Origin of the sequence: Massilia aerilata (assembly GCF_042656905.1) — a bacterium.
Lineage (GTDB): Bacteria > Pseudomonadota > Gammaproteobacteria > Burkholderiales > Burkholderiaceae_D > Telluria > Telluria aerilata.
This window is the reverse complement of sequence record NZ_JBHSMZ010000016.1, coordinates 251,754-278,155: the sequence shown is the minus strand read 5'-3', so window position 1 is coordinate 278,155 and position 26,402 is coordinate 251,754. Positions and strand designations below refer to the sequence as shown.

Below are 26,402 nucleotides of genomic sequence, written 5' to 3'. Positions count from 1 at the left end.
AACTTGGGTCCCCGCCTTCGCGGGGACGACGAGGTGGGGAGGCGGGAACGACGGTTTTGGAGATAACTAATATATGTCACGCGCATTCATCCTCCTGCTTGACTCCTTCGGCCTCGGCGCGCTGCCCGACGCCGACAAGTACGGCGATACCGGCGCCAATACCCTCGGCCACATCGCCGAATGGGCGGCAAAGGAAGGCAAGCCGATGTCGCTGCCGGCCCTGGAAGCCATCGGCCTCGGCGCCGCCGCCCATAAAGCCAGCGGCGCATGGCCGGCCGGTTTCGACAAACGCGAAGGTTTTACCGGCGCCTGGGGCGTCGCCCGCGAGCAGTCGACCGGCAAGGACACGCAGAGCGGCCACTGGGAAATCGCCGGCGTGCCGGTGCTGTTCGACTGGGGCTACTTCCCGAAAACCGTGCCGAGCTTCCCGAAAGAGCTGACCGACAAGCTGCAAGAGCTGACCGGCGTCCCGGGTTGGCTGGGCAACTGCCACGCTTCCGGCACCACCATCATCGACCAGCTGGGCGACGAGCATGTCGCGACCGGCAAGCCGATCCTGTACACCTCGGCCGACTCGGTGCTGCAGATCGCCGCGCATGAAGAATCCTTCGGCCTCGAGCGCCTGTACGAAGTCTGCGAAGCCGCGTATGAGCTGGTCAAGCCCTACAACATCGGCCGCGTGATCGCGCGTCCCTTCGTCGGCAGCAAGGGCAGCTACAAGCGCACCAGCAACCGTCACGACTACGCCGTGCCGCCGGTCGCGCCGACCCTGCTGGACCACGTCAAGGATGCCGGCGGCGAAGTCATCGCCCTCGGCAAGATCAGCGACATCTTCGCCGGCCAGGGCGTCACGCAACTGATCAAGGGCGCCGACAACATGGCCCTGTTCGACCGCCTGCTGGAAGTGGCCGATACCGCTACCGATAAATCGCTGACCTTCGTGAACTTCGTCGACTTCGACATGCACTTCGGCCACCGCCGCGACGTGTCCGGCTATGCGAACGCGCTGCACGAACTGGACGCGCGCCTGCCGGAATTCACGGCCAGGCTTCAGCCCGGCGACCTGGTCGTGATCACCGCCGACCACGGCTGCGACCCGACCTGGCCCGGCTCGGACCACACCCGCGAACACATCCCGATGCTGTTCTTCGGCCCGGCCGCGCCCGCACAGGAACTGCCTGTGGCCGACACCTTCTCCGATATCGGCGCAACGCTCGCCAAACACCTCGGCGTCAAACCTCTTTCGAACGGAACTGCCCTTTTATGAGCCCGAACCTCGACTTTAAACGCAACACGGCCATCGGCCTCGACCTGGGCTGGATCAACCACCTCAAGGTCAACCGCAACGCCGCCGACCGCCGCGCCGCCAGCCTGGCGAACCGCCGCACGGTCAAGAAGGACTACCAGGCCGCCTGGCTGGTGAAAGCCATCCAGTGCATCGACCTGACCACCCTCGGCGGCGACGACACCCCGGGCCGCGTCGAGCGCCTGTGCATGAAGGCGATGCGCCCGCTGCGCACCGACCTGATGCAGGCCCTCGGCCTGGACAACCTGACCACCGGCGCCGTCTGCGTGTACCACGAGATGATCACCCCGGCCGTGCAGGTGCTGCAGGGCCGCCTGCCGATCGCCGCGGTATCGACCGCTTTCCCGGCCGGCCTGTCGAGCATGGAAACCAAGCTGCGCGAGATCGAGCTGTCGGTGGCCGCGGGCGCGACCGAGATCGACATCGTGATCACCCGCCAGCACGTCCTGACCGGTAACTGGCAGGCGCTGTACAACGAAATGCTGGCCTACCGCCAGGCCTGCGGCGAAGCGCACGTGAAGGCGATCCTGGCGACCGGCGACCTGGTCACCCTGGAAAACGTGGCCAAGGCTTCGTGGGTCTGCATGATGGCGGGCGCCGATTTCATCAAGACCTCGACCGGCAAGGAAGGCGTCAACGCGACGATTCCGGTGTCGCTGGTGATGGTGCGCGCGATCCGCGAATACTACGAGCAGACCGGCTTCAAGGTCGGCTACAAGCCGGCCGGCGGCGTCAGCACCGCGAAATCGGCGCTGCAATACCTGACCGTGATGAAGGAAGAGCTGGGTAACGAATGGCTGGAACCGCACCTGTTCCGCATCGGCGCCTCCAGCCTCCTGACCGACATCGAGCGCCAGCTCGAGCACCATGTCACGGGCTTCTACTCGGCCGCCCACCGCCACGCGCAACCTTAAGAATTACGGATTCGTCATGCCTACTATTAAAGAGATTCTTCAGACTATGGATTACGGTCCCGCACCCGAAAGCACCAAGGAAGCGCAAGCGTGGCTGGACCAGCACGGCCGCCGTTTCGGCCTGTTCATCGACAACGCCTGGACCGAGGCCGCTGAGACCTTCGGCTCCTTCAACCCGGCCGACGGCAGCGAACTGGCGCAAGTCAGCCAGGCCAGCGCCGACGACGTCGAACGCGCGGTCGCGGCCGCACGCCGCGCCCAGCCGGGCTGGGTCGCCATGGGCGGCCACGGCCGCGCCAAGGTGCTGTACGCGCTGGCACGCCTGCTGCAGAAGCACTCGCGCCTGTTCGCCGTGCTCGAGACCCTGGACAACGGCAAGACCATCCGCGAAACCCGCGACGCCGACCTGCCGCTGGCCGCGCGCCACTTCTACCATCACGCCGGCTGGGCCCAGCTGCAGTCGGAAGAATTCGCCGACTACCGCGCCGTCGGCGTGGTCGGCCAGATCGTGCCGTGGAACTTCCCGCTGCTGATGCTGGCGTGGAAAATCGCACCCGCGCTCGCAGCCGGTAACACCATCGTCTTCAAGCCGGCCGAGTTCACCTCGCTGACGGCTCTGTTATTTGCTGAAATCTGCGTGCAGGCCGGCGTGCCGGCCGGCGTGGTCAACATCGTCACCGGCGACGGCCGCGTGGGCGAAGCCATCGTCAACCATCCTGGCATCGACAAGCTGGCCTTCACCGGCTCGACCGAAGTGGGCCGCATCATCCGCAAGGCGACCGCCGGCACCGGCAAGAAGCTGTCGCTGGAACTGGGCGGCAAGTCGCCCTTCATCGTCTTCGAAGATGCCGACCTGGACGCCGCCGTCGAAGGCCTGGTGGACTCGATCTGGTTCAACCAGGGCCAGGTCTGCTGCGCCGGCTCGCGCCTGATGGTGCAGGAATCGGTGTACCCGCGCTTCATCGCCAAGGTCAAGGCGCGCATGCAGAACCTGCGCGTCGGCTCGCCGCTGGACAAGTCGAACGACATCGGCGCCCTGGTCGATCCGGTGCAGCAGCAGCGCATCAACGGCCTGGTCGAATCGGCCCGCGCCGAAGGCTGCGAAATCTGGCAGCCGAGCTGCGAGATGCCGGTCGGCGGTTCGTGGTTCCTGCCGACCCTGATCACCGGCGCCTCGACGTCGGCCGCCGTGGCCCAGACCGAAATCTTCGGCCCGGTGCTGGTGGCGATGAGCTTCCGCACCCCGGCTGAAGCGGTCCAGCTGGCCAACAACACCGTCTACGGCCTGGCCGCCTGCGTGTGGACCGAGTCGATCAGCCTGGCGCTGGACGTCGCGCCCGCCATCAAGGCCGGCGTGGTGTGGATCAACACCGCCAACCAGTTCGACGCAGCCTGCGGCTTCGGCGGCTACAAGGAATCGGGCTTCGGCCGCGAAGGCGGCAAGGAGGGCATGTACGAATACCTGACCCCGCTGGCGGAAGACCGCCGCCCGGCCGCGCCGCTCGCGCCTGAAAAGGGCAAAGTGAAACCGGTGGAAGAGGGCGTCCCGTTCGCCGTCGACCGCACCGCCAAGCTGTACATCGGCGGCAAGCAGGCCCGCCCGGACGGCGCCTACAGCCGCGCCATCAACGGCGCCAACGGCGCCTTCCTGGCCGACATCGGCGAAGGCAACCGCAAGGACATCCGCAACGCCGTCGAAGCCGCCCACAAGGCGGCCGGCTGGTCCAAGGCCACCGCGCACAACCGCGCGCAGGTCCTGTACTACATCGCCGAGAACCTGGCCGTGCGCGCCGACGAATTCGCGGCCCGCATCGCCGCCCAGACCGGCGCGAAAAACGCGATGCAGGAAGTGCAGGCTTCGGTCGAGCGCCTGTTCTACTGGGCCGCCTGGGCCGACAAGCACGACGGCCTGGCGCACCAGCCGCCGATGCACGGCATCACCGTGGCGCTGAACGAACCGGTCGGCGTGATCGGCATCGTCTGCCCGAACGAGAACCCGCTGCTGGGCTTTATCTCGCTGGTCGCCCCGGCCCTCGCGCTGGGCAACCGTGTGATCGCCGTGCCGTCGGAAGCGCATCCGCTGTCGGCGCTGGACCTGTACCAGGTGCTGGACACCTCGGACCTGCCGGGCGGCGCGCTGAACATCGTCACCGGTTCCGCCGACGAGCTGGCGCGCACGCTGGCCTCGCACTTCGACGTCGATGCCGTGTGGCGCCACGATGGTTCGGCGGAAGGCTGCGCGGAAGTCGAGCGTCTGTCGGCCGAGTCGCTGAAGCGCACCTGGACCGGCGGCGCCAAAGGCCGCGACTGGTTCGATGCGAAGCAGGCTTGCGGCAAGACGGTGCTGCAGCATGCTACGCAAGTCAAAAACGTCTGGATTCCGTACGGCGTTTAATACTGAGTTACCCCGTCGTTCCCGCGCAGGCGGGAACCCAGGTTCGTTCGCGTTACGCTAGCTGAACTTGGGTTCCCGCCTCCGCGGGAACGACGCTTTCACACATAAGGAAGCATCTCATGTTCCTCCCCCAAGAAATCATCCGCAAAAAGCGCGACGGCGGCATCCTGAGCAAGGAAGAAATCCAGTTCTTCGTGCGCGGCATCCCCAACGGTGAGGTCACCGAAGGCCAGATCGCGGCGCTCGCGATGGCGGTCTACTTCAACGACATGAACATGGACGAACGCGTCGCCTTCACCCTGGCGATGCGCGATTCCGGCCAGGTCATGGAGTGGAAATCGCTGAACCTGCCGGGTCCGGTGGTCGACAAGCACTCGACCGGCGGCGTCGGCGACGTCGTCTCGCTGATGCTGGGCCCGATGATCGCGGCCTGCGGCGGTTATGTGCCGATGATCTCGGGCCGCGGCCTGGGCCACACCGGCGGCACCCTGGACAAGTTCGATTCGATCCCGGGCTACTCGACCGTGCCCGATCCGGAACTCTTCAAGAAGGTGGTGAAGGAAGTCGGCGTCGCCATCATCGGCCAGACCGCCCAGCTGGCGCCGGCCGACAAGCGCTTCTACAGCATCCGCGACACCACGGCCACCGTGGAATCGGTGGCGATGATCACCGGCTCGATCCTGTCGAAGAAGCTGGCGGCGGGCCTGGACGCGCTGGTCATGGACGTCAAGGCGGGCAGCGGCGCCTTCATGCCGAGCTACGAGAAATCGGTGGAGCTGGCCGAGTCCATCGTCAAGGTCGGCAACGGCGCCGGCACGAAAACCTCGGCGATCCTGACCGGCATGAACGAGTCGCTGTGCCCGGCGGCCGGCAACGCGGTCGAAGTGCGCGTCGCGATCGACTACCTGACCGGCAAATCGCGCCCGGCGCGCCTGCACGAAGTGACGATGGCGCTGTGCGCCGAGATGCTGGTGATCTCGGGCCTCGCTGCCAATCACGAAGAAGCCCACGCCAAGCTGCAGCACGCGCTGGATTCGGGCGAAGCCGCGGAACGCTTCGCGCGCATGGTGACGGCCCTGGGCGGCCCGGCCGACCTGATGGACAAGCCGGATGCGCACCTGGCCAAGGCCCCGATCGTGGTGCCGGTGCCGGCGCTGGAATCGGGTTACGCCTGGTCGACCGACTGCCGTGGCCTGGGCCTGGCGGTGGTGGGCCTGGGCGGCGGCCGTATCCGTCCGCAGGACCCGATCGACTTCGCGGTCGGCCTGACCGGCCTGATCGAACTGGGTCACAAGGTGGACGCCGGCCAGCCGATCGCGCTGGTGCATGCGCGCACCCAGGAAGCCGCGGAGCAGGCGGTGCGCCAGGTGCAGGCGGCCTACCGCATCGCGCAAGAACAGCCGGCTGCGCAGCCGATGATCTACAAGACGATTCGTCCGTAAAAACACCGTCGTCCCCGCGAAGGCGGGGACCCAAGTTAGATGCGTTTCGATCGCTCACGCAGAACTTGGGTTCCCGCCTCCGCGGGAACGACGTCATGGAGTCCACATGAACTACCAAAAACTGATCGAAGAAGCCCGCGCCGCCCGCGAACTGGCCTACACCCCGTACTCGAAGTTCAAGGTCGGCGCCGCGCTGGAATGCAAGGACGGCCGTATCTTCCGCGGCTGTAACGTGGAAAACGCGTCCTACGGCCTGTGCAACTGCGCCGAGCGCACCGCCTTCTTCTCGGCCATCGCCAGCGGTTACAAGCCGGGCGATTTCACGGCCCTGGCCGTGATCGGCGACACCGACGGCCCGATCGCCCCCTGCGGCGCCTGCCGCCAGGTGACCCTGGAGCTGGGCGGTAACGAGCTGCCGGTGGTGCTGACCAACCTGAAGGGCGACCTGATGGAGACCACCGCCGCCGGCCAGCTCCCGAACGCCTTCGGTGGCTGGGACCTGAACCAGTAACTGGTATCATGGACGTCGGCAACGACCGGTTGCCGATGTCCGGAAGTACCGATGAAATTCAGCCAGAAAATCGGCGCCGCGCTCGCGTTTTGCGCAGCTGCGGCGCTTGCACCCAGTAGGACCTTCGCACAACCCGTCCCCGCCGTCATCCATGACCTGGCTCTCCAGGCGTCGCGAAGCCCGGCAACGCCCATAGGTCCCTACGACGAACGCGCTTGGCTCGAGCGCTTCTACGCGCCGCGCAAATACACGCTTGCCTGGAATCCCTCGACCGCCGCCGCGGCCCTGTGGGTGCTGCGCCAGGCCGCGCTGCAGGGTCTCGATCCACGCGACTACGGCGCCGACGCGCTGCAGAAGCAGCTCGGCGCAGGCGGCGCCGATGCCGCCAAGTTCGACGTCGCGCTCACATCGGCGATGCTGCACTACCTGGCCGACCTGCGCGTCGGCCGCGTGCGTTCCGAATACCACACCCGCCTTCCCGATCCGCGCCTGAAGCAGTACGATCCGGTCGAGCGCCTGCGTGGCGGCCTCGCGGCTGGCCGCCTGCAGGCCGCGGTGAAGGCGGCCGAGCCGCAGATCCGCCAGTACGGGCAGGTCAAGGCGGCGTTGGCGCAATACCGCGCGCTCTCGAAAAAGCCGTATCCGGCGCTGCCGGCGCCGAGTGGCAAGCTGGCGTCCGGCGGCGCCTACCCGGCCGCGCAGGCGCTGTTCGAGCGCCTGGTGTTGCTGGGCGACCTGCCGCCCGATACGCCGCCGCCGGCGGAGGGCATCTACAGCGAGCAGCTGGAAGAGGGCGTGCGGCGCTTCCAGGCCCGCCATGGGCTGCTTGACGACGGCGTGCTGGGCCGCGGCACCATCGCCGCGCTCAACGTGTCGCCCGCGCGCCGTGTGCGCCAGCTCGAACTGAGCCTCGAACGCCTGCGCTGGCTGCCGGATTTCGGCCGCGGCCCGCTGATCGTCGTCGATTTGCCGATGTACCGCCTGTGGGCCTTCCAGAACGGCAGCGCCGAGCCGCCGCTCGAGATGCGGGTGGTGGTCGGCGCCGCGGTGAAGACCGAGACGCCGCTGTTCGTCGGCCAGATGCGCTACCTGGAATTCAACCCGTACTGGAACGTCCCGCGCAGCATTCTCGACAGGGAGATCCTGCCCAGGCTCGAGCGCAACCCCGCCTATTTGACGCAGCACGACATGGAGACGGTGCCGCCAAACGCCAGCGTGGCCGATCTGAAAGCAGGGAAGGCCCGCGTGCGCCAGCGCCCGGGGCCGAAGAATTCGCTGGGCGCGATCAAGTTTGCGATGCCGAACCCGATGGACATCTACCTGCATTCGACGCCGGCGCGCGAACTGTTCGAACGCAGCCGGCGCGACCTGTCGCATGGCTGCATCCGCGTCGAACATCCGGCCGCGCTGGCCCAGTTCGTGCTGGGCGGGCAGGGCAAGTGGAGCGCCGACGCCATCCAGGAGGCGCTGCAGCCGGGACCGACCCGCCATGTCGCCCTGGTCAATGCGGTGCCGGTCGCGCTGATCTACGCCACCGCCATCGTCGACAATGAGGGCAGGCCGATCTTCGTCGCGGATATCTATGGCCGCGACGCGACGCTCGAGCAGGAATTACGCGCGCGCGTTCAGCGCTGACGGCGCTTGCGGCTCAGGCCGAAGGCAGCCGCGCCCAGGCCCAGCAACATGATCGAGGCCGGCTCCGGCACATCGACGTTTTGATTCGCCGGCGCCAGGACTGCGCCATACAGATTCAGGTTCAGGGTCGATCCCGCATACAGCGAACTCGACGCCGCGTCCGGTGCATAGTCGCCGAAAGTCAGAACGTAGCTGGCATAGTGCATGCCGACCGCGCTTGCCGAGAAATCAGCCTGGAACAGGGTGCTTCCGCCGGCGATCAAATCGTCGAACATGTCCAGGTTGGTCAGGAACTGATTCGCGGTGTCGCCGGTCTGGCTGATTTTGATCAGGCTCAGTGCGACGCGGTTGCCAAGCAGGTTAGCCAGCGAGAAATTCAGGCTGCCGACCTTGTCCCCCAAATTGTACGAACCGAAATCCAGATCCAGCGTATCGCCGGCGATACCGTCGAAGCCAGCGCTTGCATGCTCCAGATAGGTATAGCTCAGCGTCGTCGCGCCGTTCCAGGTGGCGTTCGCTTTGGTCGTCACCGTGGCGCCGCCGATGGCGCCTGAATTGCTGGCGTTGACTTCGAGCGACTCGGTGACGTCGACCATGCCGGCGCCGACATAATCGTTCAGATAGGCGTTATCGACCGCTTTGGAGAGCTCGTCGGGCATGGTGCCGGCAGCCTTGCCCGATGCCGCTGCAACGGTGTTGTTGGTGTTCAGTACGGGGCCGCTGCCGCACTTTGCCGCCGTGTTGGGCGCCGCCACCGTGCGTGTGCAATTCACCGTGGTCTTGCTTGGCGTCGACGCTGCGCTATCGCTTGCGCCTGCGGCGTCGAAGCCGATCGTGCTCTGCACGGCGCCGGTGGTGGTGCCGTTAGGCGTATTCCTGTTGTAGCTGAAATCGACGCTGGTGTTCTGCACGCTGGTCGCTGCGGTCTTCGTGCCGATGTTCACGCCGGTCAGCACACCTTTGCTGGCATCGAACTGGTTGAAGCTCGTCGTCACCGAGGTTTTCTGGCTCGTTTTTCCAGTGCCGCTCAAAGCAGGCGCGGATACGGCCACAGTAAAATCCTGGCTTGCGGTGACGACGCCGGCATGTGCACTGGCCGAGACGGCCAGGAGTGCGATATAGCTTGAAACGACTGCGCTGAGCGGTTTGAGTGACATTTTGGACCTTTCTTATATCTCTTTTATTCTGAGAAGTAGGCATACTGAAGAGCTAGACCTCATGAAGCAACTATTGTGCCTGCAAGCTAAGTAATTGATTTAAATGATATTTACGTATGTTAAATGTGTTACGTAAATATTGTGTAAGGAAAATCGACATTAATTTGTATCAATGTTTCATAATGCTCGCGTGTCATGTTGAAGCGTCAATTTGACATTTGGCAAGCGATCTTCTGAGTATTCCTGCTATGTCCGTTTCCGCACTGAACGGGCTCGTGCCACCTCGTATGCTTGGGACATAAACCATGCAGAGACGGCGGCACCACCATGAGAAATCCATTTTCCGCATCCACTGAAGCCGAGACCGATGAAGGTCCGGCTCCCAGGCGGCGCCGCGCCGCCCCCTTGTCGGTCGATGCATGGAAGCAATTCCTCAGCGTGGCGAAACCGTACTGGTTGGGGGAGCAAAAGAAGAAAGCCTGGGTCCTGCTGCTGCTCCTGATCGTGCTGATGCTGGTCGAGACCAAGCTGGCCGTGATGCTGAACGACCAGTCCGGCGAGATGACCTCGGCGCTGGCGGCGAAGGAGGGTCCGCGCTTCTGGAAGTCGGTGCGGATGTGCCTGTTCGTGCTGGCCTTCGCGGTGCCGGTCTACGCCTTCTATTACTACATGCGCGACCTGTTCGCGAACCAGTGGCGGCGCTGGCTGACCGGCCGCTTCCTCGACGGCTACCTGAAAGGCCGCAAGTACTATGAAATCGGGGCCGACAGCGGCATCGACAACCCCGACCAGCGCATCAGCGAGGACATCAACACGTTCACGGGCAGGTCGATCAACTTCCTGCTGATCTTCCTGGGGTCGATCATGCAGCTGGTGGCCTTCAGCGCGGTGCTGTGGTCGATCTCGCACCTGCTGGTCGGCGTGCTGGCCGTGTATGCGACGGTCGGCACCGCGATCGCCCTGTGGGTCTTCGGCACCCCGCTGATCCACCTGAATTTCTGGCAGTTGCGACGCGAGGCGGACTTCCGTTTCAGCCTGATGCGCGTGCGCGAGAACGCCGAATCGATCGCCTTCTACCGCGGCGAAGCGCAGGAGCGGGTCCACATCGACAGCAAGCTGGACAAGGTCATCAAGAATTTTGCGCGCCTGATCCGGAAGCAGCGCAATCTCAACCTTTTCCAGCGCACCTTCAGCCAGCTGACCCTGGTGCTGCCCGGCGTGATCCTGGCCGACGGCGTGCTGTCGGGCGAGCTGGAAGTGGGGCGGGCGATCCAGGCCGCGGGCGCCTTCACCGCGGTGCTGGGCGCGGTGGGCGTCATCGTCGACAACTTCGAGAGCCTGAGCCGTTTCGTGGCCGGCATCGGCCGCCTGCAGGCCTTGTCCGAGCTGGTGCTGCCCGGCGTGGCCGAGGAGTACCCCGACGAAGGCAAGCATCCGCGCATCGAGCGCCATCCGGCCCGGCACCTGACGCTGGAAGCCCTGACCCTGCATCCGCCGCAATCCGAGCGCGTCCTGATCAAGGAGCTGAACCTGGTACTGAAGCCGGGCGACGCGCTCCTGATCACCGGCGACAGCGGCTGCGGCAAGAGTTCGCTGCTGCGGGCGATCGCGGGCCTGTGGCATACGGGCAGCGGCGCGATCCACCATCCGCCCATCGAAGATTGCTTCTTCCTGCCCCAGCAGCCTTATCTGCAGGCGGGTACGCTGCGCAGCCAGCTGATCTATCCCAGCGCAGACACCGGCCTGAGCGACGATCAGTTGCTGGAGATCCTGGAGCAGGTCCACCTGCCGCGCCTGGCCGAGCGCGTGGGCGGCCTGGATGCCGTGGAGGACTGGGAAAAGCTGCTGTCGGTGGGCGAGCAGCAGCGCCTGGCCTTCGGCCGCGTGCTGGTGCATGCGCCGGGCATCGTCATCCTGGACGAAGCGACCAGCGCGCTGGACAGCGCCAACGAAGCGTCCTTGTACGCCCGCCTGCGCGACAGCGGCACGACCCTGATCAGCATCGCGCACCGGCCCGCCGTCCTGCGCCACCATACCCATGTGCTGCACCTGACGGGGGAGGGCGCCTGGAAAGTGCACGAGGCGGACGCGTTCGCATTCGATGCGCCGGCCGCCGAGGCGCGCGCCGGCGCCGGCAATCCGAACCCGAACCCGAACCCGAACCCGAACCCGAACCCGATTCCGAATCCGCAGCCGGCGCGGCAAGCGCGTAAAGTGGCTGCGGCGACTTGAAATCCTGATCACGCCCTCAACATGAAGGCCTATCCGGAATCATATTAAGGAGGCAAAGTCATGAGCCCGAAAGATTCACAGATGTTGCACGATTTCCTGAGCCAGCTGATCCAGGCGCGCGGACTCCAGAAGGACCCGGAGGCCGATGCGCTGATCCAGCGCGCGGTCGCCCAGCAGCCGGACGCCGCCTACCTGCTGGTGCAGCGCTCGCTGCTGCAGGAGCAGGCGCTGAACAATGCCAGGGACCAGATTGCGCAGCTGCAAAACCAGCTGCAGTCCGCCCAGCAGGGCGACAGGCGCTTCCTGGATGCGAATGCCTGGGGCAACAGCGGTTCATCGCATCCTGCGAGCGCGCAGATGCAGCAGGAGCGGCGCGAATACCAGCGCGATCCGCGCGACTACCCGCCACAACAATACCAGCCGCAATACCAGCAGCCGTCGATGATGGGGGGCATGTTCGGCGCCCGTTCCGGCGGCTTCCTGGGCGGTGGCGGCGGCCTGCTGGGCTCGATCGCGGCGACGGCGGCCGGCGTGGCCGCGGGTAATTTCCTGTTCCATGGCCTGGACAACATGTTCCACCACCATGACCAGGGCGGCGGCAACCGCCTGCTGAATGGCGACGACCCGGGCAACAACCTGTTCAGCGACCAGTCGGGCAGCCCGCTGGCCGACCAGGCCGGCCTGGGCGACATCGGCGGCGGCTCCGGCAACCATCTGCTGGACAGCGGCTCGGGCGAGGTCGCCTCGGAAGGCCTGTTCGACAGCGGCCTGGACGATAGCGGGACGCTGGACAGCACCGGCGGCTTCTTCGACGGCGATGGTTCCGACGAAGGCCTGTTCGGCTAACTATCCGTCTCCGGCTTCCAGGGATCGTAGGTCCCCACGTTCCAGATGTGGCCTTCGGGGTCGCGGCACATGAACTCGCGGCTGCCGTATGCGGTATCGGCCGGCTCTTGCAGGATCAGGGCGCCGGCATTGCGCGCGCGCTCGCAGACCCGGTCCGCGTCGTCCACGTGCAGGTAGACGGTCTGGGTCTGGCGGCCCTCGATCTGGTCCGGCTGCACCAGCAGCTTGCCGTATTCGTTGTCCTTGCCGGCCGAGCCCAGCATGATCATGCCGCCGTTCAGGACCAGTTGGGCATGGGCGATGGCGTCGCCGCTGCCCGGCACCACCATCTGGCACTGGAAGCCGAAGGCCTCGCACAGCCAGTCGATGGCGGCGGGGGCGTCGCGGTAACGCATGCAGGGAATGGCTGCGGATGGCATGGTGGTTTCCTCTCACATTTGCTGGAACAGATAGGTGTGATTGCGGCTCACTTCGAGCTCGAAGGGATGGCCGCGCAGCCTGAGCATATGGCGTCCGCGCAGGTCGCGCGCGACTTCGCCGATGGCGTCCACGCGCACCAGGGTCGAACGGTGGATGCGCCAGAACTCGTCCGGGTCGAGCTCCTCGGCCAGCTCCTTCAGCGTTTTGCGGATCAGGAATTCGGCGCTGGCCGTCTGCACCCGCGTGTACTTTTCGTCGGACTGGAAGAACAGGACCTCGCGCGTGCTCACCATGCGCAGGCTGGCGCCGACCTGGGCCTGGATCCAGCGCAGGTAGCCGGCCGTTGGCTTTTCGGCGCCCTTGTGTTCCAGCAGCGAGGTCAGCTTCGCCAGCTGCTGGCCGATGTCCGGCTGCACCGGTGAGTGGGCCTGTATCCGGCTGCGCAGGCGCGCGCAGGTCGTGGCCAGGCGCTCCGCGCTCACCGGTTTCAAGAGGTAGTCGAGCGCGCCCTGTTCGAAGGCGTCCAGCGCGTACTGGTCGTAGGCGGTGGCGAACACGATGTGCGAGCGCTGGTACAGCCGGCGCGCCGCCTCGATGCCGTTCAGGCCCGGCATGCGGATGTCGAGGAAGGCGATGTCCGGCTTGTGCTGTTCGCCCAGCGCCACGGCTTCGACACCGTTCGCGGCCTCGGCGACGATGCGCAGTTCCGGCCAGACTGCGGCCAGGCGGGCGCGCAGCAGGTCGCGCATCGGCGCTTCGTCGTCGGCGATCATGGCGGTGAGTGCGCCATCGTTCATCATGCGGTCTCCATCATCTTGTAGGGCAGTTTGATCAGGGCGCACGCGCCGCCGGCGGGCGGCGTGTGGATCACCAGCTCGGCGCTCGCGCCATACAGCAGCTGCAGGCGTTCGCGGATGTTCGCCAGGCCGATGCCGTCGTCGGCGTGCGGGTCGATGCCGATGCCGTCGTCGCAGACTTCGATGTGGAGGGTGAAGCCGTCGACGTAGGCGCGCACGGTGACGGTGCCGCCGGCGATCTTCGGCTCCAGGCCGTGCTTGATCGAGTTCTCGATCAGGGTCTGCAGCATCATCGGCGGGAAAGGCGCGCTGCCGAGGAAGTCCGGCACCTCGAAGCGCACGTTGAGGCGCTCCTTCATCCGCGCCTGCATGATGGAAAGGTAGGCCTTCGACAGTTCGACCTGCTTGCCCAGGGTGCCGCCGTCGCGGGCGCGCATCTGCGGCAGGGTCGAGCGCAGGTACTCGATCAGGTGGGCGTGCACGCGCGCCGCTTCAGGGGGATCGGTCTCGATCAGCTGGCCGATCAGGGCCAGGGTGTTGAACAGGAAGTGCGGCTCGACCTGGGCCTGCAGGGCCGCCATCTGCGCTTCCATCAGGCGCCGCTCCAGGGTGGCGACATTCGCCTGCATGGTCGCTTCCTTGGCCACCAGCTCGGCCTTGCGCTTGCCGCCGGCCAGCACCTTGACGCCGAAGGAGACGATCACATACCAGACCGCCGGTTCGGGCACGTTCAGCGGCACGCAGACCATCAGCGCGAGGAACCAGGTCAGGGCCAGCTGGCGCCACTCGACCACCGCCAGCCAGTCGAAGAAGCGCCACCACAGCACGCTGGCTTCGCGGAAGGCGTCGCGCAGGAAGTCGAGCCCGGAATTGATCTGGCTGGCACGCATGATACGGACTCCTTATTGCTCGCGAACGGTACGGCGGCGGTCGATGACGAAGGCGCCGGCCACCACCTTCACGGCCATGAAGAGGATGAACAGGAACAGGGCCAGCGGCAGGATGCTGATTACGAAAGCCAGCAGGATGCAGCAGGCGATCATGGCCGGCAGCGGCATCGCGGCGATGCTGCGCACGCCCTTGCGGCAGGCGCGCACGATGTCCTGGGCGACGTCTTCCATGCTGTCGCAGAAGGTTTTGAAGTTTGCGCTTTTCATGAGGTGGGACTCCTGTGAGGATGTTCGATGGAGTTACTTTAATGGCGCATTCTGCTAGGTTCTACCGGTGTCCGACGAAATGCAGGAAAGATGGGATGACCGGTCATGCAGACAGATAAATGGACTGCTATTGTAATATTGCAAACCGCCAATATTCTTTCACACCATGCACACCAGCGCCTACTTTTTCCACCTGGCTTCGTACAACCAGTGGATGAACCGCAAGCTGTACGCCGCGGTGGACGCCCCATGAGCCGCACCGGCCGCCTCTTCCAACTAATGGACGCCCTGCGCGGCAACCGCCGCCCGGTCACTGCCGCCCAGCTGGCCGAAAAACTCGGCGTTTCCGAGCGCACCATCTATCGCGACATCCAGGCCCTGGCCCAGCTGGGCGCGCCGGTCGACGGCTCGGCCGGCGTCGGCTACATGCTGCGCACCGGCTTCTTCCTGCCGCCCTTGATGTTCGACGCCGACGAGCTGGAGGCGCTGGTGCTGGGCGCGCGCTGGGTGCGCCACCAGGGCGATGCGGCCCTGAGCGCGGCGGCCGACAAGGCGCTGGCCAAGATTGCCACCGCGACCCCGCGCGACCTGCGCGACCACATGGCGGAGATGAGCCTGTGGGTACCGGCCGGGCCGCAGCCGTCGGCGCCGGAGCCCTTCGTGCAGCCGGCGCGCGAAGCGATCCGGCGCCAGTGCAAGCTGCGCATCGCCTACCGCGACGAAAAGGACGCGGCCTCGGAACGGGTGGTGTGGCCGTTTGCGCTGGCCTTCTTCCAGGAGCGCCGCGTGATGGCCGCCTGGTGCGAGCTGCGCGATGCGATCCGCCACTTCCGCATCGACCGCATCGTCGCCGCCGAACTGGGCGTCGAGCGCTATCCCACGCCGCGCCATGCGCTGCTGAAGCAGTGGCGGACGCTGCACGATATCCCCGACCACTCCTGACAGAATCTGTCATGGCTTTTGCCTAACATTGCCAGACTCTCAACCTGAAGGAGAATGGCAATGCAGCTCTACTATCACCCGTACTCGTCCAACGCCCGCCGCGTCCTGATGGCCGCCGACCACCTCGGCATCCGGCTGGACCTGGTCGAGTGCAACCTGATGAGCGAGGCCGACCGCCGGCGCCTCATGGAAATCAACGACAACAACAAGATCCCGGTGCTGATCGACGACGGCTTCGTGCTGTGGGAATCCTGCGCGATCATGCAGTACCTGGCCGACAGCAAGGCGGGCCAGACGGTGTATCCGACCGATCCGCTGGGACGCGCCGACGTCAACCGCTGGATGTTCTGGGCCTGCCAGCACTTCGCGCCGGCGATCGGCACGATCGCCTGGGAAAACGTGTGGAAGAAGATGGTGACGGGCCAGGATGCCGACGTCGACGAGCTGGCCCGCGGCGCCGCCGACCTGGCGCGTGCGGCCGCGGTGCTGGACAAGCACCTGGCGCGCCGCCGCTGGCTGGCGTGGGACGGCGTGACCCTGGCCGACTATGCGGTGGCGGCCTCGCTGATGGTCCGCGAGCGGGCGCGCCTGCCGCTGGACGACTATCCGCACCTGCTGGCCTGGTTCGAGCGCGTGCAGGCGCTGCCGGCGTGGGCCAATACAGAATCGGTCTGGTAAAAAATATTTTCACAAGCTTGTCGATTTCCCCCATCATCGCTCGTCGTCAGGATGTAGCAGCGGTTTTACACTCAGCTTTCAACAATGGGGATGTCATGAACAAGCAAATCTTCGTCAACCTGCCGGTCAAGGACCTGGACAAGTCCAAGGCCTTCTTCAACGCCCTCGGCTACAGCTTCAACCCGCAGTTTACCAACGACAGCGGGGCCTGCATGGTGATCGCCGAGGGCAGCATTTATGCCATGCTGTTAACGGAGCCCTTCTTCAAGACCTTCATCGACAAGCCCATCGTGCAGGCGAAGGAAGCGACCGAGGTGCTGGTCTGCCTGAGCTGCGAGAGCCGCGAGGAGGTCGACGGTCTGGTGGCCAAGGCCGTCGCCGCCGGCGGCCGCACGCCGCGCCCGTCGCAGGATCACGGCTTCATGTACGCCCACGCCTTCGAGGACCTGGACGGCCACATCTGGGAACTGGTGTGGATGGCGCCGCAAGCCTGATTTTTCAAACGCTTAAAAAGGAGACCTCATGAGCAAGCAAGTCATTTTCAACCTGCCGGTCAAGGACCTGCAAAAATCGAAGGCCTTCTTCGCCAGCCTGGGCTTCGGTTTCAATCCGCAGATGTCCGGCGAACACGCGGCCAACGTGATCATCGAGGAAGGCCGCATCAGCGCCATGCTGATGACCGAGGACTTCTTCCGGTCCCTGATCGACAAGCCGGTGGTGCAGGCGAAGGAAGCCAACGAAGTCATCGTCTGCCTGGTGTGCGACAGCCGCGACGAAGTGGCCAGCCTGGTGGAAAAAGCCGTGGCCGCCGGCGGCCGCACCCCGCATCCGCTGGAGGACCACGGCTTCATGGTCACCCAGGGCTTCGAAGACCTGGACGGCCATTTGTGGAATCTGGTCTGGATGAACGCGGCCAGCCAGCCCCCCCAGGCTTAGAGCGCGTCACAGAGCCGTTCGACCTACCGCCAACAGGTGAGCGAGCAGGCAAGTGAAACGAAGGCTTGATGGATGCTGACTCACCACAGCATCTGACAGCCCACGACGGCGGCATTGTAGACCGCATGCACCAGCATCGGCGCCAGCAGGCCCTTGCCGCGCTCGTAGGCGAAGGCCGTGCACAGGCCCAGCACGAACACGGGCACGATCGAGACAGGCGGGTGGACGATGGCGAACAGTCCGGCGGACAGCGCAGCCGCCGGCAGGAAGTTCATCGAGCGGCGCAGGCCGCCGAACAGAAGGCCGCGGAAGATGAATTCTTCGCACAGCGGCGCCGCGATCACGGCGAGCGGCAAGAGCCAGGCCGCACTCAGGTGCGGGCCGGCGGACGCGGCCAATTCCGCGGGCAGACTGTGCGTGAGCCGGAGTATCGCCACGTAGCCCACGCCGAACAATGCAGCAAGCATGCCGGTGCCGACGCCAAGGCCGAGCGTGGCCACGGCCCCGCCGCCATGCAGCGCCGGAACGCCGGCGGTGCCGGCGCGCCAGTAGATCAGGCGCGCCAGCAGGTACACGACGGCGCCGGCCAGCGCGAACGCGACCAGCAGGGTCGCGCCTGTATCCATGTGCAGCACGTGAACCATGAAGAGGGCGCCGACCGCCTGCAGCACGAAGAACAGCATCACGGCGATCATGCCGTCCGCGGTGGAGACGCGCGCCGGCGGCGCGGCGGCGGGATCGAGCAGGTAGGGCAGGGCGTCGCGCGCCTTTTGCCAGAAGGCCTGGGCAAGGCCGGCGGTCAGGACCAGGACGACGAGCGACTGCCACCATGCGCGGGCATAGATGCCGTAGGCGTACAGGCTGGCGAGCAGCATGTACAGGTAGACGTAGCTGGGACTCAGGCGGGTCCGCACGTCCTGCGACAGCGGATCGCTGGCGAACACGCCGAGCGCCACCGCGATCACCGAGTACAGCGGGATGCCGGCCAGGACCAGCACGGCGACACCGGCCATCTGCCAGTTCAGGTGGCTGGCCATGCCCAGGCCGACGCCGAACAGGATCAGCGGGTAGGCGAGGGCCAGCACCGCCCAGAGCTTCGCCTTGTCCTTCAGGACCTGTTCGAGGGTGGTCGGAAAGGTGTACAGCAACCACAGCACCTGGCCTTCGTTGTTGATGGTCTGGAAGGCCGACAGCATCAGCATGTACGCGCTGACGCCGAAGGCGATCAAGCCCAGCGCGACGGCACTGATGCCCGTCGTGGACATCGAGCGCAGGCTGCCGTTCATCAGCATCTGGCTGCCGACGATCACGACCGGCATCAAGAGACTCTGCACGAGGAAGTTGCGGTCGCGGCTGAGCAGGCGCAATTCGCGCCGTTGGACCGGAGAGCGCGGCAGCAAGGCGATCCAGGTGCGCGCAGGGTCCGAGGCGGGTGCTGCGGAAGGTCCGCGATGCCCGCTCTTGCGAACGCTTTCGCGCACACCGGCGCCAACCACGCCGTGGCGCAACTGGCGGTCAAGAATAGCCAGTCCGAAGATGATGCAGGCCGCCAGCTCGGCCAGGAGCAGGCCGAGCGACTGCGCGCCCTGGACCGGGCCGGCGGCGGTGATTGCCCCGATGGCCAGGCCGGGCGGGGTCCAGGCCAGCCAGCCCGGCGCTCCTGCGGCCAGCGGCGCCGCGATGCTCCCGGCCGAAGGCAAGCCGAAGGCCATGGCAAGGTAGAACAGCGGCAGGGACAGCACGCCGCAAAGTGCCTGCAGGTTGCGCAGCTGAGAGGGCTGCAGCGACATGCGCAGGCCGGTGTCTGCGATGGTGCGCAGCACCGCGGCGATCGGCAGCAGCAGCGCCGCCGCGCCCAGCGCGACCAGCGGCGCGCTCCAGCGGAAACCTGCGTACCAGGCGATTGCCACGGATGGCGCCATGATGGCGATCAGGCCGGTCGGGTTGGCGACGCTCCGCTCGGCGATACGCGCGGCGAGCAGGGCGCGGCGCCGCACCGGAAAGGTGACCAGCCATTCCAGGTCCCAGTCGGCACTGGCGAGTTCCTTGCTGCCGAGCGGCGCCAGGACACTGGTCAGGAACAGCAGCCCCAGTTGCAGTGCAAGCGCGTTCACCACGGGTGCGCTGTAGCCTTCGCGGGCCAGCGCGCCTGCTGCGAGAGCCTCGTCGTCGGTTGAGCGGCCTGGCGCGGCCTGCGCGCAGACCGCGCCGGGCGCCAATTGACACTCCAGCGTCAGCACCGACTGGCGCGCGATGTTCACGAAGGAGAACGACATCAAAACCAGCATCAGGATTGCCAGGATGGCGCCGCCGCGGCGCTTGGCCGGCGTTGCGGCGCGCACGGGCGTGGCCGGCTGGCGCCGGAAGCGGATCGTGAAAAGCAGATTGGACAGTCGCTGCAGGCGCAGGCGCGAGAGCAGCCAGATCGCGCGCCAGGTGACGACGGCGCTCATCGCAAGGTCCCGGCGGCTTCGTCGGTCATTTTGAGGAAGACGTCTTCGAGCGAGCCGGTGCTGGCGGCGGCCGCGCGCACTTCGTCGACGCTGCCGGTCGACACCAGCGCGCCGCGGTGGATGATGCCGACCCGGTCGCACAGCTTTTCCGCCATGTCGAGCAGATGGGTGGACACGAAAATGGTGGTGCCGCGCGCAGCCTCGGCCAGCAAGCGTTCGTTGACGTCGCGCGTGGAGCGTGGATCAAGGCCGTTGATCGGCTCGTCCAGGATCAGCACCGACGGTTCGTGGATGAGGGCACAGGCCAGGCCCAGCTTCTTCTTCATCCCCAGGGAGTAGTTGACTGCGAACTCTTCCGCCTCATCGTCCAGGTCGAAGGCATCCAGCATGCGCGCGGCGCGTGCTCGGGCGTCGGCCTTGGGAAAACCGTGCATCTCGGCGACGAACTGCAGGATCTCGCGCCCGCGGAGGAAGTCGTAGAAGATCGGGATGTCGGGCAAGTAACCGACATGCCGCTTGACCTCGGCGGGATCGAGGTGGCAGTCGTGCCCGTGGATCAGCACCCGTCCGAAGGTCGGCACCAGGATGCCCATCATCATGCGGATGGTGGTGGTTTTGCCCGCGCCGTTCGGACCCAGGAAACCGAACACCTCGCCACGCCCGACCTGCATGCTCAGGTTCTTCACCGCGTCGAAGCTCCCGTAGGATTTGGTGAGCTGCTGGAATTCGATCATATCGCTTGGGTGCAAAAGAATGGAGCAGCCATTCTAGCGATGCTTCGGAGAAATTATCTCTCCAAATGTCACGTCGCGCTGCTGTTGCTCCCAAGGCAGCTACAGGATTTTCTCAGGCGCGCTTAGTCCCAATAGCGCCGGAGCAGCCCGTAGTTGACCGTATCCGCGAACTCGCCGAACACGAACCAGCGCTCGGGCATGTAGCCCTCTTTGCGGAAGCCGACCTTTTCCAGGACCCGGCCCGAGCCGACGTTGCGCGGGTCGATGTCGGCTTCGATGCGGTTCAGGTTCAGCGCGTCGAAGCCGTATCGGATGGCGACGCGCAGGGCCTCGGTGGCATAGCCCTGGCCCCAGTGCTTGCTGGCGAGCGCGTAACCAATGTCGCAGCGGCGGTTCTGTTCGAAGAAGTGGTGCAGGGAGACGTTGCCGATCAGTTCTCCGCTCTCCCGCAAGACGATCCCGAAGCGCACGCCGCTGCCGTCGGCGTAGGCGGCCATGGTCGCGGCGATCCCCTGGCGCGCCTGCTCGATGTCGGTCCAGGGTTCGCTGCTCCAGTAGCGCGCGACCACCGGATCGGAAAACACGGCGTAGTGGCCCTCGATGTCGCGCTCGTCCATCCAGCGCAGTTCCAGGCGTTCGGTGGTGAGGGTGACGGGTTTCAGTTCAGGCATGCTTGTTTCCTTGATCGGTGAGGGACAGCACCATCGCCGTGATGACGCGTTCGGCTTCCTCGAAGTCCTGCGCCGTCAGTTCGGCGCGTCCCAGCACCAGCGCCATCTGCGCCGAAAAATCCGCATACGACTGGGTCATCGCCCACACCGCGAACAGCAGGTGCGTGGCATTCACGGGCGCGATCCGGCCGTCCGCGATCCAGCGTTCGAACACGGCGATGTCCTGGCGCAGCAGCGGCACCACGCGCTCGCGTATCTGTTCGCCGTACATGGTGGCGCCGCCGATCACTTCCATCGCATACACGCGCGAGGCCAGCGGCTGCTCGCGCGAGAAACGCAGCTTGGCCGCCACATACGCGCGCAGCACGTCGGCCGGGTCCCGGTCGGGGTCGGCCAGGCTGGCCATGCGCGCCAGCCAGTCGTCCAGCACGTCGTCCAGCACCCGCTTGTACAGCGCCTGCTTGGTCGGGAAGTAGTACATCAGGTTCTGCTTCGACAGGCCGGCGCGCTCGGCGACTTCCTGGATCGGCGTGCCTTCGAAGCCGCGCTCGGCGAACAGGCGCACGGCCTCGCGCAGGATCGTGCTCTCGACTTCCTCGCGGTGCTGCACGCGCTTGCCGGGGAGCGCGGCGCTGGCGGGGTCGAGGCTGGTCTCGTTGATGATGATGGTCATGGCGATTCTTTCAGCGGATGGTGCGAAGGAAGTCGAGGAGTTGCGGTTCGGCCGCGTAGGCCACGTTGAAGCGGAACCAGGGCGTGGCCGGCGCGTGCAGGCAGAAGAAGTCGCCGGGCGCGAGCAGGATACCGGCGCGCAGGGCCCGTTCGGCGATCGTGCGCGCGTTCAGTTCGGGCGTGGCGGGCGCCGTCCAGCCGGCGCTGACGAACATGCCGCCGCGCGGGCGCGCCAGCGGCTGCAGGCCGGCATCAAGCAGGCGCTCCTGGGCGCGCGCGCCGGCGTCGATCAGCTGTTGCGCCAGGCGCTCGACCTGGCGCCGGTAGACACGGCTGCTGACGGCGTCGAACACGGCGCGCTCGTTGACCTCCGAGGTCGTCAGCCCGGTCAGCATCTTGACGCGCACCAGTTCCGGGATCAGCGAGCCGGATGCGCAGATCGCGCCGACCCGCAGCACCGGCGACAGGGTCTTCGAAAAGCTCTTGACAAGGATTACGCGGCGCAGGCCGTCCATCGCCGCCAGCGAGGCTTCGCCGGCGCTTGCGAGTTCGCGGTAGATGTCGTCCTCGACCAGCCAGAAATCGAACTGTTCGGCCAGCGCCAGCAGGCGGTGCGCCTGGGCCTGCGACAGTGAGGTGCCGAGGGGATTCTGCAGCACGGTGTTGACGAACATGAGCTTCGGGTGATGCGCGGCGGCTTCACGCGCCAGCGCCTCCATGTCCAGGCCGGCCGCGCCGCGCGGAATGCCGACCGGGACGCAGCCGTGGTGGCGCACCAGGGCCAGCAGGTTGCTGTAGCCGGGATCTTCGACGAACACGACGTCGCCGGGGCGGGTGAGGGTGCGCAGGACCAGGTCGAAGGCGTGGGTGGCGCCGTGGGTCAGCAGGATCTGTTCCGGCTCGACCGCGCACAACTCCGCGGACAGGCTCGCGGACAGGTGCTGGCGCAGCGACGGAAAGCCGAGCGGATGGCCGTAACCGCGCAGGCGGCCGGCCGGGATCTTCATCGCGTGGCGCACCGCGTCCAGGATCGTCGATTCGCCGTACCACTCGGGCGGCAGCCAGCCGGCGCCGACCGGCAACGCATCGGACTGGCCGGAATACAGGTCGGGAGTCAGGGCATCGACGGCCGCGGCGGCGGAAGGCGCGCAGGCCTGCTGCGGCGCATCGGGACCGCAGCGCGCGACGAAGAATCCGGCACCGCGGCGCGAGGACAGCACGCCCAGGTGCAGCAGGCGGTCGTAGGATTCGACCACCGTGAAGGTGCTGACGGCATTGACCTTTGCGAATTGTCGAACCGAGGGCATTTTGGTTCCGACGCGTAGTTCGCGCCGATTTACCATCCCGATGATCGCCGCAACGATCTGGTCGACCAGGCTGCCGCGGCGCTGGCGGTCGATCGGCAGCACCGGCCAGGCAGAGCCCGCCGTCCCGTCCTTGGCGGCAGGATCTTGCTCATTCAGGACTTCGCGCTGGTGTTCCCCAGATACAGCCATTGCCGACTCCTTCCGGTGCGACGCCGGAAACTGTACAGGTTATGCTGCCAGTACGGTTGGCCGACTTCGCCGGTTGTGTATATGTGCCGCCCTTGTCTTGCTGACTATTATTGCACGATGATTTTGCCAATTGGTAAATCTTTTGGCCGACCCCAGGGAGAGAGACACTATGAATGAGTCCAAGCCGCAATCGATGTCGTCGTTCTGGATGCCCTTCACGAACAACCGCGACTTCAAGGCCAATCCGCGCCTCTTGGTATCGGCGGAAGGCATGTATTACAAGGATGTCGACGGCAACGCCATCCTCGACGGTACCGCCGGCCTGTGGTGCGTGCCCTGCGGGCATGCGCAGCCGAGGATCGTCGCCGCCGTCAGCGAAATGGTCGGCCAGCTCGACTTTGCGCCGACCTTCCAGATGGGCCACCCGGCGGCCTTCGACCTAGCAGAACAATTGATGGAATACACCGGCCACAAGTTCGGCCACGTGTTCTACACCAACTCCGGTTCCGAGGCGGTCGACACCGCCCTGAAGATGGCGCTGGCCTACCACAAGGCGCGCGGCGAGGGCGGCCGCACCCGCCTGATCGGCCGCGAGCGCGGCTACCACGGGGTCGGCTTCGGCGGCCTGTCGGTGGGCGGCATCGGCCCCAACCGCAAGAGCTTCGGTCCGCTGCTGCCCGGTGTCGACCACCTGCCGCACACGCACAACCTGCTGAAAAATGCGTTCTCGCGCGGCGAACCGGACTTCGGCGTCGAGCTGGCCGATGAGCTGGAGCGCATCGTCGCCCTGCACGACCCGTCGACGATTGCCGCGGTGATCATCGAGCCGGTGTCGGGCTCCACCGGCGTGCTGGTGCCGCCCAAGGGCTACCTGAAGCGCCTGCGCGAGATCTGCACCAGGCACGGGATCCTGCTGATTTTTGATGAAGTCATCACCGGCTTCGGCAGGCTCACCACGCCGTTCGCGGTCGACTATTTCGACGTCGAGCCGGACATGATGACCACCGCGAAGGGCCTGACCAACGGCGTGGTGCCGATGGGCGCGGTGTTCTCGAAAAAATTCATCCACGACGCCTTCATGGAAGCGCCGCCGGGCATCGAGCTGTTCCACGGCTACACCTATTCCGGCCACCCGCTGGCCTGCGCGGCCTCGATCGCCACGCTGGAAGTCTTCAAGGAGCAGGGCGTGCTGGAGAACGCGAAAGCGATCCAGCCCTACTGGGAAGACGCGGTGCATGCGCTGCGCGGCCTGCCGCACGTGATCGACATCCGCACCATCGGCATGGTGGCCGGCATCGAGCTGGAACCGATCGCCGGCAAGCCGGGCGCGCGGGCCTACTCGGCATTCAAGAAGGCCTTCGCGGACGGTATCCTGATCCGCACCACGGGCGACATCATCGCGCTGTCGCCGCCGCTGATCCTCGAGAAAAAACACATCGACGAGCTGTTCGGCAAGCTGGCCGACGTACTCCGCAACCTGGACTAATAAAGAACATCATGAACGAGACGATCCAACATTTCATCGGCGGCCGCGAGGTCGAGGGCGCATCCGGACGCCATGCCGACGTCTACAACCCGGCGCTGGGCCAGCCTTGCGCCCGCGTGGCGCTGGCGTCGCCGGAAGACGTGGACGCGGCGGTCGCCGCCGCGCACGAGGCCTTCCCGGCCTGGGCCGCGACCCCGCCGCTGGCGCGCGCCCGCGTCCTGTTCAAATACCTGCAGCTGTGCCAGCAGCACGTGGACGAATTCGCGGCCATGGTCACGCGCGAGCACGGCAAGACCTTCGCCGATGCGCAGGGCGAGGTGGCGCGCGGCATCGAGGTGGTCGAGTTCGCGGTCGGCATCCCGCAGTTGCTGAAGGGCGAATTCACCGACCAGATCGCACGCGGCATCGACGCCTGGTCGATGCGCCAGCCGCTCGGCGTGGTCGCCGGCATCACGCCTTTCAACTTCCCGGTGATGGTGCCGATGTGGATGTTCCCGGTCGCCATCGCCTGTGGCAATACCTTCGTGCTGAAGCCGTCCGAGCGCGATCCGTCGGCGTCGCTGTTACATGCAAGATTGCTGAAGGAAGCGGGGCTGCCGGACGGCGTGTTCAACGTGGTCCAGGGCGATAAGGCCGCGGTCGATGCGCTGCTCGACCATCCGGACGTGCAGGCGCTGAGTTTCGTCGGCTCGACCCCGATCGCGGAATACATCTACGCCCGCGGCAGCGCCGCCGGCAAGCGGGTGCAGGCGCTGGGCGGCGCCAAGAACCACATGGTGGTGATGCCGGACGCCGACATGGACATGGCCGTCGACGCATTGATTGGCGCGGCCTACGGCTCGGCGGGCGAGCGCTGCATGGCGATCTCCGTCGCCGTGGCGATCGGCGACGCCGGCGACAGGCTGGTCGAGCGCCTGGCCGAACGCACCAAGGCGCTGAAGATCGGCGAGGGCATGAGCCAGGGCGCGGAGATGGGCCCGGTGGTCACGCAGGCAGCCAAGCAGCGCATCGAAAAGCTGATCGGCGAAGGCGTGGAGCAGGGCGCGACCCTGGTGGTGGACGGGCGCGGCCACCGCGTGGCCGGCTTCGAGGAAGGCTTCTTCGTCGGCGGCACCCTGTTCGACCACGTGCAGCCCGAGATGAGCATTTATAAGGAAGAGATCTTCGGCCCGGTGCTGTGCGTGGTGCGCATGCCGGACGTCGGCAGCGCGCTGGAGCTGATCAACAAGAACGAATACGGCAACGGCGTCGCGGTGTTCACCCGCGACGGCGGCGTGGCCCGCGAATTCGTGCGCCAGGTGCAGGTGGGCATGGTGGGCGTGAACGTGCCGCTGCCGGTGCCGATGGCCTTCAACAGCTTCGGCGGCTGGAAAAAGAGCCTGTTCGGGGATCACCATGCGTATGGGCCGGAGGGAATCCGGTTCTATACGCGGCACAAGGCGGTCATGCAGCGCTGGCCGAATACGGCGAGCAGCGGGGTGGAGTTTGCTTTCCCGCAGATGAAATAACCGCACCGTCGTCC

At 66.1% G+C, this 26,402-nt stretch carries 24 protein-coding genes; 14 read left to right on the top strand and 10 right to left on the bottom strand.

Annotation, left to right across the window (positions count from 1 at the left end):
- The first annotated feature begins 73 nt into the window (after positions 1-73).
- From ACFPO9_RS20660 to ACFPO9_RS20635, 6 genes are all read left to right on the top strand, one after another.
- Complete coding sequence (locus ACFPO9_RS20660) at positions 74-1,267, top strand: phosphopentomutase (protein ID WP_379774280.1); 1,194 nt, start codon at positions 74-76, stop codon at positions 1,265-1,267.
- Positions 1,264-2,220 (top strand): deoxyribose-phosphate aldolase, encoded by a 957-nt coding sequence (gene deoC, locus ACFPO9_RS20655; protein WP_379774278.1) that lies wholly within the window; start codon positions 1,264-1,266, stop codon positions 2,218-2,220. The genes ACFPO9_RS20660 and deoC overlap by 4 nt, the downstream gene beginning before the upstream one ends.
- A 16-nt stretch (positions 2,221-2,236) precedes the next feature.
- Positions 2,237-4,615: an aldehyde dehydrogenase family protein gene (locus tag ACFPO9_RS20650; RefSeq protein ID WP_379774276.1), complete on the top strand. Its 2,379-nt coding sequence runs from the start codon at positions 2,237-2,239 to the stop codon at positions 4,613-4,615.
- A 119-nt stretch (positions 4,616-4,734) separates the two neighbouring features.
- Positions 4,735-6,057 carry a thymidine phosphorylase gene (gene deoA / locus ACFPO9_RS20645; protein ID WP_379774274.1) on the top strand — a complete coding sequence of 441 codons (1,323 nt, stop codon included), beginning with the start codon at positions 4,735-4,737 and terminating at the stop codon, positions 6,055-6,057.
- A 106-nt stretch (positions 6,058-6,163) separates the two neighbouring features.
- On the top strand, positions 6,164-6,568 hold the full coding sequence (locus tag ACFPO9_RS20640) for a cytidine deaminase (RefSeq protein ID WP_379774271.1): 405 nt from the start codon (positions 6,164-6,166) through the stop codon (positions 6,566-6,568).
- Between the two features lie 51 nt (positions 6,569-6,619).
- Positions 6,620-8,203, top strand: a complete 1,584-nt coding sequence (locus tag ACFPO9_RS20635) for a L,D-transpeptidase family protein (RefSeq protein WP_379774268.1) — start codon at positions 6,620-6,622, stop codon at positions 8,201-8,203.
- Here ACFPO9_RS20635 and ACFPO9_RS20630 read toward each other — a convergent pair.
- Positions 8,194-9,360, bottom strand: a complete 1,167-nt coding sequence (locus tag ACFPO9_RS20630) for a choice-of-anchor E domain-containing protein (protein ID WP_379774266.1) — start codon at positions 9,358-9,360, stop codon at positions 8,194-8,196. The genes ACFPO9_RS20635 and ACFPO9_RS20630 overlap by 10 nt on opposite strands.
- Before the next feature lie 327 nt (positions 9,361-9,687).
- Here ACFPO9_RS20630 and ACFPO9_RS20625 point away from each other — a divergent pair, with 327 nt between their 5' ends.
- A complete protein-coding gene (locus ACFPO9_RS20625; protein WP_379774264.1) occupies positions 9,688-11,592 on the top strand; it encodes an ABC transporter ATP-binding protein/permease in 1,905 nt (634 codons plus the stop codon).
- Positions 11,593-11,652: 60 nt separating this feature from the next.
- Positions 11,653-12,438 (top strand): DUF2076 domain-containing protein, encoded by a 786-nt coding sequence (locus ACFPO9_RS20620; RefSeq protein ID WP_379774261.1) that lies wholly within the window; start codon positions 11,653-11,655, stop codon positions 12,436-12,438.
- On the opposite strand, the gene ACFPO9_RS20615 is transcribed toward ACFPO9_RS20620, so the two are convergent.
- From ACFPO9_RS20615 to ACFPO9_RS20600, 4 genes are read right to left on the bottom strand one after another with little or no spacing between them, the layout of a single operon-like run.
- Entirely contained in the window at positions 12,435-12,857 is a 423-nt protein-coding gene (locus ACFPO9_RS20615; protein ID WP_379774259.1) for a VOC family protein, read from the bottom strand. The genes ACFPO9_RS20620 and ACFPO9_RS20615 overlap by 4 nt on opposite strands.
- A gap of 12 nt (positions 12,858-12,869) precedes the next feature.
- Positions 12,870-13,655, bottom strand: a complete 786-nt coding sequence (locus ACFPO9_RS20610) for a LytR/AlgR family response regulator transcription factor (RefSeq protein ID WP_379775044.1) — start codon at positions 13,653-13,655, stop codon at positions 12,870-12,872.
- Complete coding sequence (locus tag ACFPO9_RS20605; RefSeq protein WP_379774256.1) at positions 13,655-14,545, bottom strand: sensor histidine kinase; 891 nt, start codon at positions 14,543-14,545, stop codon at positions 13,655-13,657. Before ACFPO9_RS20605 ends, ACFPO9_RS20610 begins: the two co-directional genes overlap by 1 nt.
- A 12-nt stretch (positions 14,546-14,557) precedes the next feature.
- Positions 14,558-14,812, bottom strand: coding sequence for a hypothetical protein (locus ACFPO9_RS20600; RefSeq protein ID WP_379774253.1), 255 nt, complete (start codon positions 14,810-14,812; stop codon positions 14,558-14,560).
- Positions 14,813-15,061: 249 nt separating this feature from the next.
- Here ACFPO9_RS20600 and ACFPO9_RS20595 point away from each other — a divergent pair, with 249 nt between their 5' ends.
- From ACFPO9_RS20595 to ACFPO9_RS20580, 4 genes are all read left to right on the top strand, one after another.
- Positions 15,062-15,754: a helix-turn-helix transcriptional regulator gene (locus ACFPO9_RS20595; protein WP_379774250.1), complete on the top strand. Its 693-nt coding sequence runs from the start codon at positions 15,062-15,064 to the stop codon at positions 15,752-15,754.
- Between the two features lie 60 nt (positions 15,755-15,814).
- On the top strand, positions 15,815-16,432 hold the full coding sequence (locus ACFPO9_RS20590) for a glutathione S-transferase family protein (protein WP_379774247.1): 618 nt from the start codon (positions 15,815-15,817) through the stop codon (positions 16,430-16,432).
- A gap of 95 nt (positions 16,433-16,527) precedes the next feature.
- A complete protein-coding gene (locus ACFPO9_RS20585; RefSeq protein WP_230020496.1) occupies positions 16,528-16,926 on the top strand; it encodes a VOC family protein in 399 nt (132 codons plus the stop codon).
- Between the two features lie 28 nt (positions 16,927-16,954).
- Positions 16,955-17,368, top strand: coding sequence for a VOC family protein (locus tag ACFPO9_RS20580; RefSeq protein ID WP_379774244.1), 414 nt, complete (start codon positions 16,955-16,957; stop codon positions 17,366-17,368).
- A gap of 80 nt (positions 17,369-17,448) precedes the next feature.
- On the opposite strand, the gene ACFPO9_RS20575 is transcribed toward ACFPO9_RS20580, so the two are convergent.
- The 5 genes from ACFPO9_RS20575 to ACFPO9_RS20555 all read right to left on the bottom strand — a co-directional run bounded on the left by ACFPO9_RS20575 (position 17,449) and on the right by ACFPO9_RS20555 (position 23,394).
- Positions 17,449-19,821: a type II CAAX endopeptidase family protein gene (locus ACFPO9_RS20575; protein ID WP_379774241.1), complete on the bottom strand. Its 2,373-nt coding sequence runs from the start codon at positions 19,819-19,821 to the stop codon at positions 17,449-17,451.
- Entirely contained in the window at positions 19,818-20,555 is a 738-nt protein-coding gene (locus ACFPO9_RS20570) for an ABC transporter ATP-binding protein (protein ID WP_379774238.1), read from the bottom strand. Before ACFPO9_RS20570 ends, ACFPO9_RS20575 begins: the two co-directional genes overlap by 4 nt.
- Positions 20,556-20,677: 122 nt before the next feature.
- Positions 20,678-21,226 carry a GNAT family N-acetyltransferase gene (locus ACFPO9_RS20565; protein ID WP_379774236.1) on the bottom strand — a complete coding sequence of 183 codons (549 nt, stop codon included), beginning with the start codon at positions 21,224-21,226 and terminating at the stop codon, positions 20,678-20,680.
- The gene (locus tag ACFPO9_RS20560) at positions 21,219-21,899 is read right to left on the bottom strand and encodes a TetR/AcrR family transcriptional regulator (RefSeq protein ID WP_379774233.1); all 681 of its coding nucleotides are present in this window, start codon (positions 21,897-21,899) and stop codon (positions 21,219-21,221) included. The genes ACFPO9_RS20565 and ACFPO9_RS20560 overlap by 8 nt, the downstream gene beginning before the upstream one ends.
- A 10-nt stretch (positions 21,900-21,909) precedes the next feature.
- Positions 21,910-23,394, bottom strand: a complete 1,485-nt coding sequence (locus ACFPO9_RS20555) for an aminotransferase-like domain-containing protein (protein WP_379774231.1) — start codon at positions 23,392-23,394, stop codon at positions 21,910-21,912.
- A 169-nt stretch (positions 23,395-23,563) separates the two neighbouring features.
- Here ACFPO9_RS20555 and aptA point away from each other — a divergent pair, with 169 nt between their 5' ends.
- Together aptA and ACFPO9_RS20545 are read left to right on the top strand one after the other, a co-directional pair.
- Complete coding sequence (aptA, locus tag ACFPO9_RS20550) at positions 23,564-24,880, top strand: omega-aminotransferase AptA (RefSeq protein WP_379774228.1); 1,317 nt, start codon at positions 23,564-23,566, stop codon at positions 24,878-24,880.
- Positions 24,881-24,891: 11 nt separating this feature from the next.
- A complete protein-coding gene (locus tag ACFPO9_RS20545; RefSeq protein ID WP_379774226.1) occupies positions 24,892-26,388 on the top strand; it encodes a CoA-acylating methylmalonate-semialdehyde dehydrogenase in 1,497 nt (498 codons plus the stop codon).
- The last annotated feature ends 14 nt before the right edge of the window (positions 26,389-26,402 follow it).

What these genes read in the sequence shown, in the direction of transcription:
- ACFPO9_RS20660 (WP_379774280.1), top strand. Translation starts at nt 74, where the DNA reads ATGTCACGCGCATTCATCCTCCTGCTTGACTCCTTCGGCCTCGGCGCG.
- deoC (WP_379774278.1), top strand. Translation starts at nt 1,264, where the DNA reads ATGAGCCCGAACCTCGACTTTAAACGCAACACGGCCATCGGCCTCGAC.
- ACFPO9_RS20650 (WP_379774276.1), top strand. Translation starts at nt 2,237, where the DNA reads ATGCCTACTATTAAAGAGATTCTTCAGACTATGGATTACGGTCCCGCA.
- deoA (WP_379774274.1), top strand. Translation starts at nt 4,735, where the DNA reads ATGTTCCTCCCCCAAGAAATCATCCGCAAAAAGCGCGACGGCGGCATC.
- ACFPO9_RS20640 (WP_379774271.1), top strand. Translation starts at nt 6,164, where the DNA reads ATGAACTACCAAAAACTGATCGAAGAAGCCCGCGCCGCCCGCGAACTG.
- ACFPO9_RS20635 (WP_379774268.1), top strand. Translation starts at nt 6,620, where the DNA reads ATGAAATTCAGCCAGAAAATCGGCGCCGCGCTCGCGTTTTGCGCAGCT.
- ACFPO9_RS20630 (WP_379774266.1), bottom strand. Translation starts at nt 9,360, where the DNA reads ATGTCACTCAAACCGCTCAGCGCAGTCGTTTCAAGCTATATCGCACTC.
- ACFPO9_RS20625 (WP_379774264.1), top strand. Translation starts at nt 9,688, where the DNA reads ATGAGAAATCCATTTTCCGCATCCACTGAAGCCGAGACCGATGAAGGT.
- ACFPO9_RS20620 (WP_379774261.1), top strand. Translation starts at nt 11,653, where the DNA reads ATGAGCCCGAAAGATTCACAGATGTTGCACGATTTCCTGAGCCAGCTG.
- ACFPO9_RS20615 (WP_379774259.1), bottom strand. Translation starts at nt 12,857, where the DNA reads ATGCCATCCGCAGCCATTCCCTGCATGCGTTACCGCGACGCCCCCGCC.
- ACFPO9_RS20610 (WP_379775044.1), bottom strand. Translation starts at nt 13,655, where the DNA reads ATGAACGATGGCGCACTCACCGCCATGATCGCCGACGACGAAGCGCCG.
- ACFPO9_RS20605 (WP_379774256.1), bottom strand. Translation starts at nt 14,545, where the DNA reads ATGCGTGCCAGCCAGATCAATTCCGGGCTCGACTTCCTGCGCGACGCC.
- ACFPO9_RS20600 (WP_379774253.1), bottom strand. Translation starts at nt 14,812, where the DNA reads ATGAAAAGCGCAAACTTCAAAACCTTCTGCGACAGCATGGAAGACGTC.
- ACFPO9_RS20595 (WP_379774250.1), top strand. Translation starts at nt 15,062, where the DNA reads ATGAGCCGCACCGGCCGCCTCTTCCAACTAATGGACGCCCTGCGCGGC.
- ACFPO9_RS20590 (WP_379774247.1), top strand. Translation starts at nt 15,815, where the DNA reads ATGCAGCTCTACTATCACCCGTACTCGTCCAACGCCCGCCGCGTCCTG.
- ACFPO9_RS20585 (WP_230020496.1), top strand. Translation starts at nt 16,528, where the DNA reads ATGAACAAGCAAATCTTCGTCAACCTGCCGGTCAAGGACCTGGACAAG.
- ACFPO9_RS20580 (WP_379774244.1), top strand. Translation starts at nt 16,955, where the DNA reads ATGAGCAAGCAAGTCATTTTCAACCTGCCGGTCAAGGACCTGCAAAAA.
- ACFPO9_RS20575 (WP_379774241.1), bottom strand. Translation starts at nt 19,821, where the DNA reads ATGAGCGCCGTCGTCACCTGGCGCGCGATCTGGCTGCTCTCGCGCCTG.
- ACFPO9_RS20570 (WP_379774238.1), bottom strand. Translation starts at nt 20,555, where the DNA reads ATGATCGAATTCCAGCAGCTCACCAAATCCTACGGGAGCTTCGACGCG.
- ACFPO9_RS20565 (WP_379774236.1), bottom strand. Translation starts at nt 21,226, where the DNA reads ATGCCTGAACTGAAACCCGTCACCCTCACCACCGAACGCCTGGAACTG.
- ACFPO9_RS20560 (WP_379774233.1), bottom strand. Translation starts at nt 21,899, where the DNA reads ATGACCATCATCATCAACGAGACCAGCCTCGACCCCGCCAGCGCCGCG.
- ACFPO9_RS20555 (WP_379774231.1), bottom strand. Translation starts at nt 23,394, where the DNA reads ATGGCTGTATCTGGGGAACACCAGCGCGAAGTCCTGAATGAGCAAGAT.
- aptA (WP_379774228.1), top strand. Translation starts at nt 23,564, where the DNA reads ATGAATGAGTCCAAGCCGCAATCGATGTCGTCGTTCTGGATGCCCTTC.
- ACFPO9_RS20545 (WP_379774226.1), top strand. Translation starts at nt 24,892, where the DNA reads ATGAACGAGACGATCCAACATTTCATCGGCGGCCGCGAGGTCGAGGGC.